The 19,551-nt window shown below is 49.2% G+C and carries 14 protein-coding genes and 1 riboswitch; of the genes, 6 read left to right on the forward strand and 8 right to left on the reverse strand.

From position 1 onward, the window contains the following. The first annotated feature begins 1 nt into the window (after position 1). Together F0P94_RS11235 and F0P94_RS11240 are read left to right on the forward strand one after the other, a co-directional pair. Positions 2–1,189 (forward strand): THUMP-like domain-containing protein, encoded by a 1,188-nt coding sequence (locus F0P94_RS11235; protein WP_150903973.1) that lies wholly within the window; start codon positions 2–4, stop codon positions 1,187–1,189. Between the two features lie 916 nt (positions 1,190–2,105). Further along, positions 2,106–4,283 carry a T9SS type B sorting domain-containing protein gene (locus F0P94_RS11240; RefSeq protein ID WP_191907017.1) on the forward strand — a complete coding sequence of 726 codons (2,178 nt, stop codon included), beginning with the start codon at positions 2,106–2,108 and terminating at the stop codon, positions 4,281–4,283. Between the two features lie 534 nt (positions 4,284–4,817). On the opposite strand, the gene F0P94_RS11245 is transcribed toward F0P94_RS11240, so the two are convergent. Continuing rightward, entirely contained in the window at positions 4,818–5,417 is a 600-nt protein-coding gene (locus F0P94_RS11245; protein WP_150903975.1) for a DNA-3-methyladenine glycosylase, read from the reverse strand. Between the two features lie 195 nt (positions 5,418–5,612). Then, positions 5,613–5,810: riboswitch (cobalamin riboswitch) on the forward strand. A gap of 106 nt (positions 5,811–5,916) precedes the next feature. Between F0P94_RS11245 and F0P94_RS11250 the strand changes: the two genes are divergently transcribed. Continuing rightward, the gene (locus F0P94_RS11250) at positions 5,917–7,845 is read left to right on the forward strand and encodes a TonB-dependent receptor plug domain-containing protein (RefSeq protein ID WP_150903976.1); all 1,929 of its coding nucleotides are present in this window, start codon (positions 5,917–5,919) and stop codon (positions 7,843–7,845) included. Between the two features lie 13 nt (positions 7,846–7,858). Further along, on the forward strand, positions 7,859–8,932 hold the full coding sequence (locus tag F0P94_RS11255; RefSeq protein WP_150903977.1) for a DUF5074 domain-containing protein: 1,074 nt from the start codon (positions 7,859–7,861) through the stop codon (positions 8,930–8,932). Positions 8,933–9,040: 108 nt separating this feature from the next. Here the strand turns inward: F0P94_RS11255 and F0P94_RS11260 are convergent, their stop codons facing one another. Then, on the reverse strand, positions 9,041–9,340 hold the full coding sequence (locus tag F0P94_RS11260) for a hypothetical protein (protein ID WP_150903978.1): 300 nt from the start codon (positions 9,338–9,340) through the stop codon (positions 9,041–9,043). Between the two features lie 273 nt (positions 9,341–9,613). On the opposite strand from F0P94_RS11260, the gene F0P94_RS11265 reads away from it, so the two are divergent. Further along, positions 9,614–9,898 carry a DUF2798 domain-containing protein gene (locus F0P94_RS11265; RefSeq protein ID WP_191907018.1) on the forward strand — a complete coding sequence of 95 codons (285 nt, stop codon included), beginning with the start codon at positions 9,614–9,616 and terminating at the stop codon, positions 9,896–9,898. Positions 9,899–10,000: 102 nt separating this feature from the next. On the opposite strand, the gene F0P94_RS11270 is transcribed toward F0P94_RS11265, so the two are convergent. Next, positions 10,001–11,263: a M43 family zinc metalloprotease gene (locus F0P94_RS11270; protein WP_150903980.1), complete on the reverse strand. Its 1,263-nt coding sequence runs from the start codon at positions 11,261–11,263 to the stop codon at positions 10,001–10,003. Positions 11,264–11,377: 114 nt separating this feature from the next. After that, the gene (locus F0P94_RS11275; RefSeq protein ID WP_150903981.1) at positions 11,378–12,265 is read right to left on the reverse strand and encodes a YicC/YloC family endoribonuclease; all 888 of its coding nucleotides are present in this window, start codon (positions 12,263–12,265) and stop codon (positions 11,378–11,380) included. A 173-nt stretch (positions 12,266–12,438) separates the two neighbouring features. On the opposite strand from F0P94_RS11275, the gene purQ reads away from it, so the two are divergent. Then, entirely contained in the window at positions 12,439–13,131 is a 693-nt protein-coding gene (purQ, locus tag F0P94_RS11280) for a phosphoribosylformylglycinamidine synthase subunit PurQ (RefSeq protein WP_150903982.1), read from the forward strand. Positions 13,132–13,731: 600 nt separating this feature from the next. On the opposite strand, the gene F0P94_RS11285 is transcribed toward purQ, so the two are convergent. The 4 genes from F0P94_RS11285 to F0P94_RS19680 all read right to left on the reverse strand — a co-directional run bounded on the left by F0P94_RS11285 (position 13,732) and on the right by F0P94_RS19680 (position 19,417). Beyond that, entirely contained in the window at positions 13,732–14,877 is a 1,146-nt protein-coding gene (locus F0P94_RS11285) for a serine hydrolase domain-containing protein (RefSeq protein ID WP_150903983.1), read from the reverse strand. 4 nt (positions 14,878–14,881) lie between these two features. After that, complete coding sequence (locus F0P94_RS11290) at positions 14,882–18,043, reverse strand: hypothetical protein (protein ID WP_225307192.1); 3,162 nt, start codon at positions 18,041–18,043, stop codon at positions 14,882–14,884. Beyond that, complete coding sequence (locus F0P94_RS11295) at positions 18,040–19,116, reverse strand: NAD(P)/FAD-dependent oxidoreductase (RefSeq protein ID WP_150903984.1); 1,077 nt, start codon at positions 19,114–19,116, stop codon at positions 18,040–18,042. The genes F0P94_RS11290 and F0P94_RS11295 overlap by 4 nt, the downstream gene beginning before the upstream one ends. 142 nt (positions 19,117–19,258) lie before the next feature. Then, complete coding sequence (locus tag F0P94_RS19680) at positions 19,259–19,417, reverse strand: hypothetical protein (RefSeq protein ID WP_191907019.1); 159 nt, start codon at positions 19,415–19,417, stop codon at positions 19,259–19,261. Positions 19,418–19,551: the final 134 nt, after the last annotated feature.

Genomic DNA, 19,551 nt, shown 5'->3' on the forward strand with positions numbered 1-19,551 from the left:
CATGCCCCTTACTCCTTTTTCGCCGGAAAGCCGGAAATACCTGGAAGAAAACAAAAACGCCGATCCGGCCACGCTCATGCTCCAGGCCAAACGACACCCCAACCTGCCGGTGGCCGAACTGGTGCAGCAGATCCAGGCGCGGCAGAAAGCTAAAAATAAACTCCCGGACTGGGCTGAGAATTACGACCTTCTTTTTCCGGCCAATTTATCGGTAGAACAGGCTTCTTCGGAGCAAACCGCGCGTTATAAAGCCAGCCTCGTTTCCGGGGAATTGCTCGTGGACCTGACCGGCGGTTTTGGGGTAGATGTGTTTTATTTCGCGCAACAGTTCCGGCAGGTTTACCACGTGGAACAAAATCCTGAACTGAGCAAAACGGTACAATTCAACTTCGGAAAACTGGGAGTTAGCAACGTTACTTTTTATACCGGAAATGCTACTGTTTTTCTGGAGAATTTCACGAGCACTGCCGATTGCATTTACCTCGATCCGGCCCGCCGTGGCACGGCCAGCCAGAAAGTACACCTGCTGGAAGATTGCGAACCGGACGTACTGCAATTGCTCCCGGTTTTACGGGCTAAAAGCCGTAGCGTTCTGCTAAAGACCTCTCCCCTACTGGACATAAACCTGGCCGTAACCCAACTGAAAACGGTGCAGCGCATCTGGGTAGTTGCCGTAGAAAACGAATGCAAGGAAGTGCTTTACCAGATCGGTCATACCGTAAACCCGGACCCGGAAATAACGGCCGTAAACCTGAGTAGTAAACAGGAAAATACGGCGTTCACCTTTCGGAAATCGGAAGAAGAAACGGCAGAAGTACGTTATTCGGAGCCCCAGCAATTCATTTACGAACCCAACGCTGCTTTTATGAAAGCCGGCGCTTTCCGGCAAATTGCCCAACGTTTCAGTTTAAGCAAACTGCACCGGAACAGCCATTTATATACATCCGAAGAACTGGTTCCGGATTTTCCCGGCCGGGTTTTTAAGCTGAAAACGATAGCGAAATACCAGAAAAAAGCGCTGTTGCAATTAGCTCCGGAAAAGAAAGCCAACATTACGGTGCGCAATTTCCCGGAAACGGTCGCCCAGATCCGGCAGAAAACCGGCCTGAAAGAAGGCGGCAACCTGTACCTCTTTGCTACTACCGATCTGCATCAACAACCGGTGGTACTGGTTTGTGAGAAGGTTTAATTGTTAAATGGTTGCATGGTTAAATGGCTGGCATGAACTGCTTTCGTTTTAAGCAGCAAAACAAATAACACTTTATCCATTGCGTTTTTAAGAAAAGGTTTAACTTAGTGGTGTTATTACCAGCCTTACGCATATGGATACCCCTTTACTTTCCCGCTCTGTTTAAAAAAAAATCCTGCTTCTAATCTGCTTTTTTTGCATTTTAAGCTTTCCCGCTAATGCCCAGAAAGAAGCCAATAACTGGTATTTTGGTCATCGTTGCGGCATATCTTTCAATTCCAACCCACCGCGCGTAATTTTAAACAGCGCATCAACAGGGCAGTTTAATTCTGCAATTTCAGATGCCGCCGGAAACACCCTGTTTTATTTTACAGGATCGGGCCCATCAAGACCAAACCAAAGCTATCTTATTAACAGGAACCATCAGCCAATGCCGAATGGTCTTTTTAATGCAGCAAGCCTCCATAACTTAATTATTCCCTGGCCTGGGCAGCAGCAGAAATATTTCTTCTTCAACGCAGAGCAGGTATCAACTCCAAATCCAGTTAGCAGCCTTTACTATAACGCTTATTCAGTGGTTGATATGGCCATAAATAACGGCTTAGGGGATGTTACATCGGTAAAAAACACCTTCCTGATAGATAGTACCTTCTCTACACCTGTTTCAGTTAAGCATCGGAATAACCGCGACTATTGGATCATTTTTTCCCCTGTCGCATCAAATACTTTTAAAGCTTTTCTTATTTCACCAGCAGGTATAAATACAACCCCGGTAACCAGCAATTTAAGCTCAGTACCGCCTTTAGGATTTATTTGGGAAATAAAAGCTTCACCCGACGGAAAGACGCTGGCAGTTTCAAATAGTGCTCTTAATTCAGATAGCCTCCGGCTGCTGAACTTTGATCATGCTACCGGTATGGTATCCCCGAAATTGGCTATTCCGACCCTTACTCAAGCCTATGGTCTTGAATTTTCTCCCGACGGGACAAAGCTCTACAGTGTCCGCCATGATTCTGCCGGAATTAATTCAACGTTCGCGCATCTATACCAATACGATCTTTCAGCCGGCTCGGCAACTGCTATTGGCAGCAGCGAAACACACATTTATTCCTACGGTCACAACTATCATCTCAATGATATGCAGGTCGGGCCAGATGGTAAAATCTACGAGATAGCAAGTAGCACACGAAGATATCTTAATGTCATAAACCGCCCGAACCTGAAAGGTAAAGCATGCCGTTTTGTTCCGAATGCAATCGATCTGGACCCAGGCACCGGACGAACCAGATTTAGCGAACGGTTTTTACCCTCCTTCGTCCAGAGCTATTTTTACCGCCCTAAGATCGACCTGCAGCAAACCTGCTTCGGCGACACGGCCCGCTTCCAGCTCAGCAACAATGCTTACGTAGATTCGGTGCGCTGGAACTTCGGCGATCCGGCTTCCGGCGCTTTGAATAAGAGTACGGCTTTTAATCCGAAGCACTTCTACGCCACGCCCGGTCCTAAACAAGTGCAAGCTATCGTGCACTTCAACTTCACTTCCGATACGCTTAACCAAACCATCTACATTCCGGTTAGTATTACCAAACCAAACCTGGGCCCTGATCGGAGCATCTGTCCCGGCGACACGCTTCTATTGCGTGCTTTCCAGCCCGGAGCCACCTACGAATGGCAGGATTCTATCAATACCGATTCTATTTACGTGGTTACAAAGCCTGGCACCTATTGGGTGCAGGTAAGCAATGGCTGCGGCGTGCGCACCGATTCAGTTACTATCACGTTCGATCAGCCGCTTAGTTTAAGTTTAGGGGCTGACACGCTGCTTTGCCCCGGCCAGCAGTTGCAGCTGCAGGTAAATGCTTCCGGCGCTTCTGTGCTCTGGTCCGATTCCACTACCGGCAACAGCATTACCGTTACCCAACCCGGAACCTACTGGGCCCAGCTCAGCAACAGCTGCGGCTCTTGGCGCGATTCCATCAATGTCAGCTACCGTCCTGCTCCTGTTGCTCAATGGCTGCCAAATGACCTTACCCTCTGCAAGCAAACGCAATACACCATTAACGGCACTCATCCCGATGCACTCAGTTATAAATGGCAGGATGGCAGCACTTCTTCTACCTTTACGGCTACCGTTTCCGGCACTTATTGGCTCGAAGTTACCACTGCCTGCACTACCGTCAGGGATTCTATTCATATAACGCTCATCCCTACCCCGCCCATAAACTTAGGCCCTGATACGCTGCTTTGCCCCAGTGAGCGACTGCAATTGCAAGTAAGCACCCGGGGCGGCAATATTCGTTGGCAGGACGGCAGCACCGATACAACCTTTACCGTTACCAAAGCCGGCATTTATTGGGCCCAGATCAGCAACAGTTGCGGAAGCTGGCGCGATTCGGTTAGGGTAAGTTACAGAAGTCCTTCCATTACTAACTGGCTGCCCAAAGACACTACCCTCTGCCTGCAGAACAGGTTCGTGATAAACGGCCAGCACCCGGATGCGATCAGCTATAAATGGCAGGACGGCAGCAGCAATGTTGTATTTGAAGCCAAAACTTCCGGCATTTACTGGGTAGATGTAACCACTGCCTGCACCACCCTTCGCGATTCGGTACAGATCACGCTCCTTCCCCTTCCTGCCAGGCTCCTGCCAACAGATACCCTGCTCTGTTCCGGCGAAAGCATCCACTTAAAAGCGCCACCGGGAAAAAGCTACAAGTGGAGCAACGGCCAGACTTCCCAATCCATCACCGTCAGCCAGCCGGGAGCCTACAAAGTTGAAGTAGGAATGGGTGAGAATTGCTTCTACTCCGGTGCGGTAAATGTAAAAGAAGAACGCTGCTACCGCACTGCCTTCATTCCCAACCTCATCACGCCCAACAACGACAACACTAACGATCGTTTCGACCCAAAGGGACTGGAAGCCGGACCATGGCAACTGGAGATCTATAACCGCTGGGGAAGCCGCATCTACCAGAACAGCAACTACACCAACCAATGGCCGGAACAGGATATTCCGGCGGCTACCTACTACTACCTGCTCCGAAACAAAGAATCCGGGAAAACCTATAAGGGATGGATCGAAGTGGTGAAGTAAAGGAAGGTAAAAAATCAACTTGAACGGATAAAGTCGTTCACACGCATCCTGCAAGTTTAGCGAAGCGTAACTTGTGGGTATTTATTGGTCAGTTTGTAACTGACCTTGCCTGCAAGGCAAACCTCCTGCCTGCTATGGAAAACTGGAATATTTGATCAGCTACTACCGCCTTTACAAACTGGCTATTTGAAGAAAGTCACAAATTGCAGCTATACCTACGACAGGCTATGACCTTTAAATCAGGTTATCTTACCGCATTCGCAGGCTTTAAGCACCGACGTTACGCAACCAGGATAAAAGAACCAACTATGTGCCAGGTTTAAGCGGAGTCACAACTTGTGAATTTTCTGATGGCCGGTTTATAATGACAAAAAGCTGCTGATCCAATGTCATTCAATTTCATAGCAGCCAGCAGCTTTGGTTGCCTTGCAGGCAAGGTCAGTTAAAAACTGACCAATGGTTTACCCACAAGTTACGCTTCGCTAAACTTGCGGGATGAACAAAAATCCTGCTCTCGTTACGTCAGTTATTCATTTACTTCGCTTTACTCGTCCAGGGGTTTTCCTTTACCCGGAAGCGCCAGGCCAGCAAGGCATGTTCTTCGGCATAGGCAATCCCTACGCGCGGACTTTCCAGAATTTCAGTTTCCGGAATTACGATCCCCTGATCTTCCAGCCAGATAAGGTTTCCGGAAAGGTTTTCGCCGTAGTGTTTGGTGGTGATGCCCAGCGCCTGGGTAAGCAATCCGGGACCGGCTGTTAAATTGGGCTGAATCTTGGGTAAGTTCCGGCGGAGCTGCATTTCCTTCAGGCCTTCGGTTGGTTCTATAGCTCTTACCAAAACGGCATCAGCGCGGCCGGACACATTCGTAATAATATTGAAAAGCGTGTACATGCCGTAAATCAGATAGGTGTAGGTTACGCCGCCTTCCTGGTACATGATTTCGGTGCGTTTGGTCCGTCGGCCCAGGTGCGCGTGGCAGGCCTTGTCGTTCTCCCCGCAATAGGCTTCCGTCTCCACGATCATGCCCCCGGTTAAAACACCATCGATGTTCGAGTACAGGAATTTTCCGAGCAAATCGCGGCTGACTTCCACCACATCCGGCCGGGTATAAAATTCTTTCGGAAGCTTCATTTTTAGTGATTAGTGATTAGTGATTAGTGATTAGTGATTAGTGAGGTACGCGTTTTAACAGGAAGGTTTCAATGAATGGGCCTTTTTCGTATTTTATCTATTCCCTTATCTTCACATTTCCTCATTTCCATATTATCTAATTTTCAAATCTTCAAATTTTCAAATCTCCAAATCTTCTAATCTTCAAATTATTCCTACCTTTGCAGCAGATTAGGTGATGAATTCCGCTGCCGCGGGAAACGTCTTAAAAGGGAAACAGGTGCAATACCTGTGCTGTTCCCGCAACTGTAATCTTCGAACCAGTCCGGTTTAATCTGAAGCCACTGTCTGAAAGGATGGGAAGGCTAAACCGGGGAAGAGAGCCAGGAGACCTGCCTTTTTGAATTGTTTGTGGTATGCTTTCGGGAAAAAAGGCAGAAACAGCTCGGCTCATAAATCTGATCTTCATTTTTCCGGCTTTGCTGCATTTGTTCCCGAAGAAGTTTTTCTGAAGGAAAGAATGACGTTTAAGCTTTTTGCGTTGGCAGGTTTATTTCTGGCTTCCTGTCTTGCAGCACAGGTGCAGGCCCAGGGAACCGATACGCTTGCCGGTAAACAAATAAAAGAGGTTCAGATTACCGCCCGCCGGCCCGAAACCTTTGCTCCCGGCAGCCGCCAGACGGTTATCGATTCAGCTTTCCTGGAAAACAACAATGCCGGAAACCTGGCCGATATCCTGCAGCACCGGACGGCAGTTTATGTGAAATCCTACGGCTCAGGCCAGCTTGCTACTTTGGCTTTCCGGGGCACTTCCGCCAGCCATACCGCCGTGCTCTGGAACGGCTTCAACATTACCCAACCAACTTTAGGCCAGTTAGATTTTTCCCTTTTGCCGGTAAGCGCCATTAGCGGCGTGCAATTGCAGCACGGATCGGCGGGCTCTAATTTCGGGTCGGGCGCAATCGGCGGCGCTGTGCTGCTTTCTTCCCCTACGGAAATTCAACCCGGAATTAAGTTACATGTGCAACAGGATCTCGGCAGTTTCGGCCAGCGGTTTTCCCAGGTAAGCGGTAGTTACGGTTCCCGGAAATTTGGCATAGATGCGGCCGTTTTCCGGAAAGAAACTAAAAATGATTTTCCCTTTACCAATACTGCCAGGTTCGGTAGCCCGGAAGAACGGCAGGAAAATGCCGGCTCCCGGCAAACAGGCTTCACCAATAACCTGACCCTCAGGCTTAGCCCCAAAAGCAAACTTTTTATCCGAAACTGGTACACCGGCAGCGACGTGGAAGTACAGCCCAACATGGCGTCCGAAAACAACCACGCCCGCAACCTGAACCGGAATTTACGTCTGATGTCGGAGTGGGAACAGCGGTCGGGGTTAGGAAATACTAACGTGCGGGTAGCTTACTTTCACGATTTTATGCGCTACACCCAGGATGGCCTTCTTCCTTCCGATTCCAAAGTAAAAACCTACCAGCTGCAGGCTGAACAGGGCTTCTTTTTTAAAGACTGGCTCCGGCTGAACCTGGGCGGCGATGCCCAGCTTTTCGATGCTGAAGTAGCAGATTATGGCAGGAAGGTAACCGAGAAACGCGCTTCCGCCTTCGCCCTTTTGCGAGCCGAAGTTTTGAAAAACTTAAGCCTGAACCTGAACTGGCGGCAGACTTTTATCCAAGGGTTTAACCCGCCGCCTTCGCCGGCTGCCGGTTTCAGTTACGGGCTTTTAAATACCGAAAAGTCGGCTTTAATCTGGAAAGGAAATATGAGCCGGGGTTACCGCGTACCAACCCTGAACGACCGTTTCTGGCCTCCCGGCAACCCAAACCTGCACCCCGAGGACAGCCGGAATTACGAAACTGGTTTGGCTTACGGATTCACAGCCGAAAAAGTAAGTTTTGAAACGGAGCTTACCGCCTACCGCATGTTGGTCGATAACTGGATCCAGTGGCTCCCGAATGAGCACAACAAGCTTACGCCAATAAACCTGAAGAAAGTAAAAGCACAAGGTTTTGAGTCTTCAGCCAAAATACGATACCGATTTAATGGGGGACAACTTATTACCGGCGGCAACTATGCTTATACGCTTTCTAAACAGGAACAAACTTATGTAGGTTCCGACGAGCTTGCAGGCAAGCAGCTTATTTATGTTCCCGTTACCACTGGTACTGCTTTTTCGGACCTGACCTACAAAACCTGGCTTTTGACCCTGAACTGGCAATATACCGGTTACCGGTTTATAAATCCGGAGAATACCCGCTGGTTGCCAGCTTATGGTTTGCTGGATATTACTGCCGGAAAAACCTTTAGAATGAAGTGCTACCAGGTGCAGGCCTTAGGCCGGATCCATAACCTGGGCAATACCATTTATCAGAACCTGGAATATCTGGCCATGCCGGGCCGGAGCTACAGCTTAAGCCTGCGCTTTCAATTCGATTCAAACAAATAAACTCAAATAACCAATGAAGAAACTTAAGTTCCCCTCCTTATTTCTTACCGGGCTTTGCCTGAGCGGCAGCCTTCTTTTCAGCAGCTGCGAAAAAGAACCAAAGTCAACCCCTGCCCCGGTAGCTCCCACGCCACCCGGCGCAAAAGGGCCTTATGAGCATGGCGTATTCGTAATTAACGAAGGCAATACGCTGGGAGCCATCAGCTATTACAACCCTTCCAGTAAGGTAGTTAGAAAAGACATCTTCCAGGATGAGAACAACCGGCCGGTAGGGCAGTTCCTGCAATCGATGGCGGTGCATAACGAAAAGGCGTACCTGGTAGCAGGCGGAAGCAAGAAACTTGAAATAGTAGATGCCAATACCTTTAAGAGCATTGGAGTGATCAGCGGCCTGGAAATTCCGCGTTATTTTATAACTTCCGGCAATAAAGGTTATTTAACCGATTATGTAACGTATAGCGGTAACGGGCAGGTAAACATTATCGATCTGAATACAAACACCATTACCAAAACCATAACGGTTGGCAAGTTGCCGGAATTAATGGCCATTGTAGAAAACAAGCTTTACATAACCAATTCCGCCGATAACTTTATTTCCGTAATTAACCTGACCACCGAAACTGCCGAAGCCCCGATAACCATTGGCCAGGGACCTTCCAGCCTTGTAGTGGATGCCAATAAGAAACTTTGGGTGCTTTGCGGCTCCTCCTATGGCACCGATCCGGGTTCGCTGGCCCAGGTAGACCCGGTAACCGGAGCTGTGGAAAGAAATTTCCCGATCCTGGCCAGGAGCGCTTCGCCCCAAGACCTGGCCATTAACGGCCAGAAGAACCGGCTTTATTTTACGCTCGATAATAAGATCTACAGCATGGGTATTTCCGATGCGGCCCTTCCAGCCACCCCGCTCGTTGACCGGGGCACGAAAGGTTTTTATGGCCTTGGCGTAGACCCACAGGAAAATATTATTTACGGCGCGTATGCCCCGGATTTTTCTTCCGAAGGAAAGGTGATCCGCTATAACCCGGGTGGGGCGGCTATCGATTCGTTTAATGTAAGCGTAGGGCCGAACGGCTTCGTGTTCAAATAAAAGTACTTTTGTTGCTGGCTGGATTTAAACCCAAAACAGTACCGTTTTAAACCATAAAACCCGGTTAGCTGAAACTAACCGGGTTCTTTGTTTACAGGCAGGCAATCGTTATTTTTTATCGTTGTGGGTTTCGGTGTGCGGTGTTTTCTTCGATCTTTCGTACGGATCGTTTTCCACTTTGGCCGTATCCATTAAGGCATTTATGGTATCCTGGTGGGTTTTAGCGGTGTTGCTCGTGTTTTCGCCTCCCCGATCCATGGCATCCGGGTTTTTGTCTTTTACATCCCCTTCTTCTACATTGGTTTCGCCGGGTTCGGTACCGGTACTGCAGGCCGCCAGGCCGGTAATGGAAGCGGCAAAAATTAAGCTGAAAGCGCGGGGAGCCAGAATCTGGAAAAATGAGTTCATAGGTTTCTCTATGTTTAGTGGATGGTTTAGTGGATGCTTGCCGTTTGCCGGCTTCGTTGCTCCCTTCTTACGGGAACAGGGAGCTTTGGTTAATCCTTAGTTAATCCGGAAAAGAAAGCCTGCCCGGCCACCCATTATTAAATGCCAGCCAATTCGCGTATCTTCGTAGTTGATTTAGAAGTGTGATTTAAATGCACGCTTTGCGCGGTAAAACCGAAATTTAAACCCGCTTTAAGCAAGCGCCAAAACCGTAGCGTTTTGAAAGAAAAAGGAATGAAACAGAATACCCCACGCTACGCGCAACGCCGGCAGCCTGCCAAAGCGCCGGCCAGGAAACTTCCGTGGCTATCGGAAAAGCAACAGCGCGCCCTGATCGTAATTTTCCTGCTGAGCTTTTTTACTTCGCTGGTGCTGGAGCTGTACGTGTTTGGTTTCCCGGATGGCTTTTTCGTACGGTGGTTCAGCGCTTTAATGGTTATTTTTTTACTTATTAGTGGTACCGTTCTGGGCATTATTCCGCTGGTAAATTACGTATCAAACCGCTGGCTGCGTTTCTGAAAAAAACGAATCTTTATCCTGAAAACCTGAACGCAAATAAACCCAAACAAAAAGCCCCGGCTATTTAATAACCGGGGCCTTTTCGTTTCAAATTGCTACCCTTTACCGGGTGAGCATCAGTTTCTGGTCGTAAACTTTCTCAGGAGTTTTTACTCTTACCACATATACGCCCGGCGCATTCCCGGAAAGGTCAAGCTCAACGGTTTCACCTTCCTGGCTTTTTACCGTTTTGCGAAGCACTACCTGGCCCAGCACATTTGTAATCTCAATTGCGGCGTTCCCTTTCATACCGATTCCCGACTGCAATTTAACCAAACCATTTGCCGGATTTGGGTACAGCTTAAAGGCCTGGGCGGAAGCATCTTCTCTAAGACCAGAGACAATAAGTCCGCTAGAAAAAAACAAGCTATCACGAACGGTAAGCAGGAAAGAGTGAGCCCGGTTCTTTTGCCCGGTGGTAAACATCATCATGCAGGCGTCGTCTACATAATCCATGTAATTCATGAACATGGCGCCGTTGGTATTAAATCCGGTACAGGCAGCTCCGGCTCCGTTAACCAGCGGAAACCTTGGGCAGCCATAATTTTCTCCTTTTTGCAGCGGCGTATCGTTTACCAGATCATCGTCGAAACAGGCGGGCTCATCGCCCCAGATGTGATAGAGGCCCAGCCAATGCGCAACTTCGTGGGTTGTGGTCCGCCCTTTATTAAAAGGCCGGGAAACTGTACCCGTTCTGCCGAAATACTGGTACCCGATTACGACCCCATCGGTAGAAGCCGGTCCGGAATTCGGGAATTGCGCATACCCCAGCAAGCCCCAATCCAGATTACATACCCAAATGTTCAGGTACTTATTCCGGTCCCAGCCGTCTTTACCTCCCAGACTGTCAAATTTCACGGCATCATCGTCCAGGAATGAGTTCTGAGTAGTTGACGTGCGGGTAATGCCGGTGGTCGGGTTTCCGTTCGGGTCGCGGTTAGCCATTTCAAAACGGATCTGCATATCAGCGGCCAACCTTTTAAAAGGTGCCGGTATGTTCGCCGTATCAGGGTTCAGTTTATTATAATCTTCGTTCAGCACATCTATCTGCGACTGAATCTGCGCCTGCGAAATATTCTGGGTTGCATTGGCATATATTACGTGAACCACTACCGGAATGGTAATAACGGCAGCACCTGCGCGGGCATGGTTTTGCGGCGTTTGCGCGGCAATTTCCCGGTCCAGTTTGTTTAAGCGGGCTTTGGTTCCCGGGTATTGCTGCTCCAGCCTTTCCAGGTTGGGCATGGTAGCGCAGGTGCGCTGGGCCTGGGCCGCCTGCAAGCTAAAAAAAGTAAGTCCTAACCCAAACAGTAACTTTTTAAACATAAAACACTAAAATATAAAATGAAAAAAATAAAACAGGTTGAAAAAGCAAAAGTTTGGGTTCAGGTTTAAAGGTACGGGCGGCAATAAAAAGCTACTAATTTACGGAATTCTGGTTTATAATATATTATTTATCTGCTCTTTTATCTTTTCCAGTTCCTCTTTCATTTCCACTACCAGGTGTTGAATGGTGGCATCGTTGGCCTTGGAGCCGATGGTGTTTATTTCCCGGCCTATTTCCTGGGCTATAAAAGCTAATTTCTTCCCGGTTGGTTCCGGCAGGTACACGGTTTCGGTAAAATAGTGCAGGTGGTTCAGCAAACGGACTTTTTCTTCGGCAATATCCAGCTTCTCGATGTAATAGATCATTTCCTGCTCAAAGCGGTTCTGGTTAAAGCTTTCCGAAGCGCTGATCTCGGCCAGATGCCCCTGAATGCGCTGGCGGATCTGCTCCACCCGCGAAGGATCGTGCTTTTCAATCTCTGAAAGCAATATCCTGATCCGGTCTATATACGAAATGATCTCAGCGGTTAAGGCTTTGCCTTCGTCCTGCCGGAAGTGGTTCAGGTTCAGCAACGCTTCCTGCAGCACCGGCAACACCTGCTCCCAGGTAAGCATATCGGCTTCGCTTTCCTCCGTTGCCTGGTCTGCCTGCATTACTTCGGGCATTTGCAGCGCCAGCCGGAAAAGCTCGTTCTTACTGGCGCCTACGCTGTCTGCGGCCGTTTCCAGGTCGCGGTAATAAGCCTGCAGCAACTCGTGATTTATCCGGTTCTTGGCCTTAGCCGCCTTGTTAAGGGTATAGTCGATATTCAGGTTAACTTTCCCGCGGATCAGGTTTTTGCTTATCAGGTTCCGGATCTCTAGTTCTTTTTCCATCAGAAAACGCGGCAGCCGTAAGCTCAGATCCAGGCTTTTGGAATTCAGCGATCTTAGTTCTATGGTAAGGGAATAAGTATCGGCTTCCAGGCGCGAAAGCCCGAAACCGGTCATGGATTGTAACATATCTGCAATTTAAAAACAGGTAAAAATACGGCTTTTTCCGTTGCCTGCCGCTTTATTGTCTGAAAATATAGCCACATTGTATTATCTAGGGAATCTGAAAGCAAACGGTATAAAAAACTGCATAAAAGTAAGTTAGCCCTGCAGAAGCACCGTTTTTTATTTATCTTTGAGCTATGAAATTTGGAATAGTAATTTTCCCCGGATCCAACTGCGACCAGGATGTAATAGACGTTCTGAGCCAGACCATGAACCAGCAGGTAGTAAAGCTGTGGCACAAAGACCACGACCTGCAAGGCTGCGATTTTATTATGCTGCCCGGCGGCTTTTCTTACGGCGATTACCTGCGCTCCGGCGCCATTGCCCGTTTCTCCCCGATCATGCAGGAAGTAATTCAGCATGCCAACCGCGGCGGTTACGTAATGGGTATCTGCAACGGATTCCAGATCCTGACCGAAGCCGGTTTGTTGCCGGGCGCGTTGCTGCGTAACCAGGAGCAGAAATTCCTGTGCAAAAACGTGTACATTAAGCCCGAAACCAAAAACCTGCTGCCAACCAGCCTGCTCGATACCAACAAGCCTTATAAAATTCCGGTTGCGCACGGCGAAGGCCGCTTCTACACCGATGCCGATACCCTGAAAAGAATTCAGGACAACGACCAGGTAATGTTCCGCTATTGCTCCCACGATGGTCTGGTAACCCCGGAATTCGACTGCAACGGTTCGCTGGATAATATTGCCGGCATCAGCAACGAGGGCCGCAACGTGTTTGGCATGATGCCGCACCCGGAACGCGCCGCCGATCCGGATTTGGGCAACACCGATGGCAAAGCGATCTTTGAATCGCTGCTGGCCGGGGTGCTGGCGTAAGCCTTTTTAAGACACAAATATCAGGACACAGGTAGCAAGACCTGAGGTTTCAGGTGTGTACCATATTTTAAAAGCGAAGTAGCTGTGAAAGTTGCTTCGCTTTTTTGTTTATCTTAACTGAAAAAAAGAACACGATGGCGCAAGTGTTCAGCCGGCCTTTGCAGGTTGCCTGAATCAGGATTCTCGGGATTTAAGGATTTTCAGGAATAATGTCTGATCTACGATTCTTATGATTCTCCTGAATCCCACGATTCATGTACGGACAGGGCTTGACCTGTCCCCACGTTATTGCGACAATCTTTTGAACACGATTTAAATGGCTTTCCAGATAAACAGGATCTCTTTGATTTTGAATATTTAATTGGGAATACGTGTTCAGGAATGCGTGGGACAGGTCAAGCCCTGTCCGTACATCCCAAATCCCAAAAATTATGATTCACCTTTTCCCCGCAAAACCGGATCATTTTAATCACAAAAATTTAACAAAAGCACCGCCAAAAAAGCCCTCCCCTGTTTTTAGGGGAGGGTTGGGAGGGGTAAACCAACTGCCTTGCGTCAGGAAAGCCTAAGTACTTTTTCAGCCCGAAACGCTACCCTTTCCTACTTTACGATCCCCAACGCCGCATCCGCCAGGTCATATACATCCTGCAGGTGCATGCCTTTTTTCTCGCCACGTTTTTCGCCGAGCCGTACAATTACCAGTTCTTTTTCCGGCACCATAATTATGTACTGACCTAAAATACCACGGGCATAGAAAATCTCCAGGCCTTTATAATCCGGAATAAGCCACCAGTGCAGGCCGTAAAAATCGCCTTTTGCGCCGCTTAGTTTATCGGGTAAATGGGTGGGAGTTAAAGAAGCTTTTACATAGGCAGGCGGCACGAGCGTATCGCCTTTCCAGATGCCGTTCTTTAAGTAAAGCTGGCCCAGACGGGCAAAATCGCGGGCATTGGAGTAAAGGCAGCAATACGCTTTTTCTACCCCGTCTTTTTTGTCGAGGCTCCATTCGGCCGCATGCTCGGCGCCTAGCGGTTTCCAGAGCCGGTTGGCCGCGTAGGCGCTAATCGATTGCCCGGTTGCTGCCTGCAGTACCAATGCCAGCACCTGCGTATTCCCGCTTTTATAGAAGAATTCTTTTCCGGGTTCGGTTTCCACTTCCTGCCGGTGGATCAGGCTTTTCAGGTCATTGCCGTAGTAAGCTTCCGTGGTCATGGAAAGCGGGTTGCTGTACGATTCGTCCCAGTTCAGGCCGGAACTCATGGCCAGCAAATGCCGCAGAGTTATCTTACTTTTCCGCCCTTGCTTAAACTCCGGCAGAAAATCGCCAACGGGTTGGTCTATACTTTTAATCTTGCCATCTTTCAGCGCCACGCCCACCAGCATGCTTACTACGCTCTTGGCCACTGAAAACGAATTGGAGAGCGATTCCGGACCGTAGCCGTTCCAGTACTTTTCCAGCAGAAGCGAATCGCGGTGAATCACCAGAAAAGCCACGGCCTTTAGTTGTTCCTGTTTTGAGGCAAAAGCTGCTGGTAAAGGCTGCCGGTTGTAAAGCCTGGAAACCGGCCAGGGCTGGGGCGCCCGAGCCGGCAAAATGCGTTCTTCAAAGATCCGGTTATCGTCTATGCCGGCAAAGTTGTAGTACAGCGCCCGGTAAACGTAATTTTTGCCGGTTATATAAAGCGTTGCGGCGCTGGCTCCTAAAAGAACCAGCGCCGCAACGGCTGCAAGCTTTAATTTTTTCATGTTTTTAGAAATCGTATCCCAGGGTCAGGTAAAAACGGGGTTTACTTTCCTGGTTATTTTCCCGTCCCCAGGCCACATCGAGCTTCCCGTAAACTCCCAGCAAAGTGGTGCGGGCGCCAAAACCATAGCCTATCAGGAAAGGGTTCTGAAAATTAGTAACGGTTGCTTCAAAGCCATTGCCGTTGCCGCCAATTACCTGGGTATTGAACGAGTTGTTGCGGTTAAAAGGGTTCCGGCCGGAATAAGCAGTACCGGCGTCGAAGAAGGTGGTAAGCTGCAGATTGTTAAAGAAGCCCGAATAAACCGGACTCCGGAATAGATACTGGACAATAGGCAGGCGCAGCTCGGCATTGTAAAGCAGGTACTTCGGCCCGCGGCGGGCGGCATACGGGAAACCGCGCAACGGCGTAGCAAACTGCAGGAAAAATACGTCGGCAGCCGAAGGAAGCTGGTCGAAGTACTTTTCTTCGCTTGAGAACAGCCAGTTATCCATCCCCCCTAGCAGGAACTGCTTTTTCGAATTGCCTAAAAAGGCGCCGTAAGCCACCCGGCTGGCAAAAATTAGCTGCTTGTGAATTTTCTGGTAGTGGCGCAGATCGGCATAAAACTTACCAAAACTATTTTTGTCGTTGCTCAGCCCTTTATAAGTGGCAATTCCGACTTTCATGCGGGTACCTTCCAGCATGTTTATGCCCGTAATTATGGAATTATCGAAAACCAGTTCCCCACCAAAACTGCCAAAATCATAAACGCTGTCTTTTTCGGGCAGGTTGGTTACGGCTGAACTCCGCATGTTTATAAACTGCGGCGTAGCCCTTATGCTTACGTTGTGGGTAAGCGGGTAACTAACCGAAGGTTTAAACTCGTGGCGGCTGAAGCGGTAAAAACCGCCATTATCCAATTGGGTAAAAATGGTCTGCTTCCGGTAGGCTACTTTCAGATCGTAGCGCTTGCGCAGGTTCGTGTATTCGCCGTAAAAGTCGCTGGTGCGCAGATCGGTTACGGCAAACACCCCGCCTCTTATCCGGTGATTTTCAAAAAGATCCGACATGTTAACCTGCCCAATCAACCCGAAGCCCATTAAATTATCGACATAAACCGAAGAAATTACATTATCGATGCTGAAGCGCAGATCGTAATTATATGGCCCGGTTATCTGGAGCGCTTCGGCTGTAGCGGGGGGAGCCGGCGCAGGCGCCTTGGCAGTTTCTTTAACCGGCTGCTTCTCCGGACTGGTTTTATCGAACTGATAATTTTTTACATCGATCGGTTTATCGCCGGCAGGTTTACCGGCAATCGGTTTTTCGGCTTTGGTTTGCTTTGCAGCAGTATCGGCGGGCGCAATCTTCTTCAGCGTTTCCCGCACTACCGGCTGACGGCTGCGGTTTTCCAGTGTTTCCTGGCGCACGGTTTTCATGGCTACGGCCGGAACGGTGGCCGTAAATTCCCGGAACTGGTACACATTCTGGCGGGCGCGTTCGGTGGAAGTAAAGACCAGGTTTCCGCTTAACTGATGAAAATCGTAGGTCTCTATGTTCTGCAGGAAATTTGAAACGCGGCCGCTCTGGCCACCGGCAAAGTTATACCGGTGCAAACTCCGGATCCCGCTTTCTTCGCTGATATAAACCAAACCGTTCGGCACGGCCACCGGCTGCGTTTCGTTGGAAATGGTAGAAGTTAGCTGCCGGAAGCGGTAGGTATTGCGGTCCGGGAAGTACAGGAAAAGGTCGTAATTATCTACCGTTTTGTCGAAGCTGCCGGTTACCGTTCCCAGGGAATCGAGCCAGCGGTTCGAGGAAAAGGCAATGGTATTGCTTTCTTTCAGGAAAACCGGAAAACGGTCGTCGAAAATATCGTTGGTTAATTGCTCCGGCTGGCGCGAACTGCGGAAAAGGTAAAGGTCGGACTGACCGTTTTTCACCGCACTCATTACCAGCAGTTTACCGTCGTCGGAATAATTAATGCTGTTTACTGCGCTGAACTGGCTCAGGTTGGTTACGGTAGGAGTTCCGCTGTCGAGGTTCAGGCCGGTAAGTACCAGCTGGCCTTTCTTCTCTTCCACTACGCTCAGCACCTTGTTGTTCCGCCAGGCCAGTACCGGCAGGTTGTAATTCACTTTCTGGTCCGGGGTTTTATAACCGCCGCGGCGAATTACTTTATCTTTTCCGGTAGCCAGATCGCGGACAATTACTTTGTAGCGGCCCAGATCATTATCCACGAAGGCAACCTGCTTACCATCCGGACTGATCACCGTCTGCGAATACCGGCGGCCGCGACGGTTCGTCGGGCTGATCTGATTTTCGCGGGATACGGATACCAGTTCGGCATCGGGCATGGTGTTCATCTGCAGGTAATGATTGTTCCAGTCGCGCATGAATTTGCGGTAAGGCACGTTCAGGCTGCTGGAAATACCAATTTCGATGTCGCGCGTAATGCGGGTCAGGTTTAAAATATTCTGAATGGAAGTGTACCCGTAGCGTTCGGCAATGTAATTCCAGACCGATTGGCCGGCCAGGCGCTGGTTGCGGAGGAAAATAGTTTCGGGCTTTTTGCCTTCGGTCTGAGCCATCATGTCGCGCATGTAACCGTCCATTTCCACGCTCCAGCCTTCGGCAATATAAGCGGCGGCCCCGGTCAGGAACCATTCCGGCAGCTTGAGCAGGTAACTGCTTTGCAGCACTTCTTTCAGGCTACCGCCGTACATCATGTCGTTCAGTAATTGCTGGGATAAGCGGTAGGTAACAGCCCGTTTGTAATTTACCTGCGATTCTTCGAAAGCGATCTCGATCTTATTTTTCAGGAACAGGGCATCGCTGCCGCTCTGAAAACGGTCGTCGTTCAGACCTAAATTACTCTGGCGCAGGTCGGTAACGGAATTGTAAAGCAGTAAGGTTATTTTGGAATAAGGGTAGTACCCGATGAGGCTGGTAATGCGCTTTAGTTCTTTTTCGGCGTACTCGGCCGTGCGGAGCGCCTGTTCTTTACCCCCTGCGTAGAAATAAACGTCGAAATTCGGGGTGCTGTAATATTGCCACTTAAAGGTTTTGTATTGGATCCGGTTGCGGCCAAACGCCTCCTCTGCTACCTGGGCCGTGGCATTCTGATTGGCCAGCAGGAGCAACAACAACATAACCGGAAACAAAAAGCGTTTTAAAATTTTTATCATAAAGGTAATGCCTGTTCGTAATAAAATTTCTGATACCGGCTTATAGAAACTTCCGGCCAGATACTTCCGTTCCCGCTTAAGGCTTCGGCAAATTGCCGGGCCAGGTATGGTGCCATGAGTACCCCTTTCGAGCCCATGCCGTTGAAGATGCCGAGCACCGGAATCTCCGGATGCAGGCCGATGAGGGGTTTTCGGTCGCGGACGGCCGGCCGGATGCCGGCGGTATGTTCCGTAACCTTAAACGATAATTTCAATAAATTATTTAACCGGCCTTCGAGTTCCGTTTTTCCTTCCGGCGTTGGTCTTTCGTCGGGCTCCCGCCAGTTGTACGTAGCGCCCACTTTCCAGGAGTCTTCCCCTAATGGCACAACGTAAACGCCTTTATTATAGATACATTCAGCGCCCAGATTCTTTACTGAAATATTGAGAACCTCCCCTTTATTCAGGCTGAACGGCAGCCAGCTAAAGTAAGGATTTTTAACCGCCTGGTAGCCTTCGCAGAAGATAAGCCGCCGCGCCTCCAGGTTTTCGTATACAATACCATTCTTTGAAAGCTGCAATTTTCCGAAATCGAAGGTGCCGGAAACAAGCCGGTTTTGCGCTTCGAGTTTTTCACGCAGCAGGGATAGCATTTTCTTCAGCTCCACAAAACCGCCGCGCGTAATTTTCAGGCCGCCCAGTTCCTGGTGAACTTCTTCGGAAGGCGGCAACTCCGGGTACGTGGCTTCGATGTACTCGTTCCAGTGGCTTTCGGCGCTTTTGCCCATCCAGTTGTTCTGTTCTTCTATGCTGGAGAAAAGCTTCAGAATGGGTTTCTGGTGAAAAAGTGCGGTGTTCAGGTCGGCTTCCAGCTCGCGGTAAAAGGCTTCGGCGGCGGGGATGAAATTATCGGCCTGCCAGGTTTTGGCAAAGCGCTTGCCGGCCACGGGGTTTATGAGGCCGGCGGCAACGTTAGAAGCGGAATTGGGTTTCTCGGCATCGAAGACGGCAACCGTATTTCCAAGTTTCTCCAGGGTGCGCGCCAGAATGGCACCGGCCAGCCCATGACCGACAATGAGGTAATCGTAAAGCATGGAGGCAAGTTAAGGGAAGTATGGAATATTTGGTAATTTCTATGGAAGGGGAATAAAAAAACCTCACAGGTTTCGGAAACCCGGGAGGTTTAAGGATGCTTTTCTTGATAAAACGATACCGTTTAAACTGAATTTCTATTAATTATTTCAGGCTTTGTGCCGGAATCTCTTTTATCACCCCGTTCTCGCTAATTACAACTGGCTGGCCTAATTGCTTCTTCAGGGCTTTGAGTTTTTCTGCAGATATTTTCATGCCCTTCAGAATATCGGCTCTTAACTTGGCAGTTTCAGTATTTATCATGTAAATATCTTTTTATATTCCAGGCAAAATATTGAAAGAAGCGGTGGTTTTGCCGGCACCGTTACATCCTGCTAATTATATACAACTTCTTCCTGCTCATTACCCAAAGATAAGAACTAAATCTAGCAGTTCTG

It is taken from the genome of Adhaeribacter soli, from assembly GCF_008727925.1.
GTDB lineage: Bacteria > Bacteroidota > Bacteroidia > Cytophagales > Hymenobacteraceae > Adhaeribacter_A > Adhaeribacter_A soli.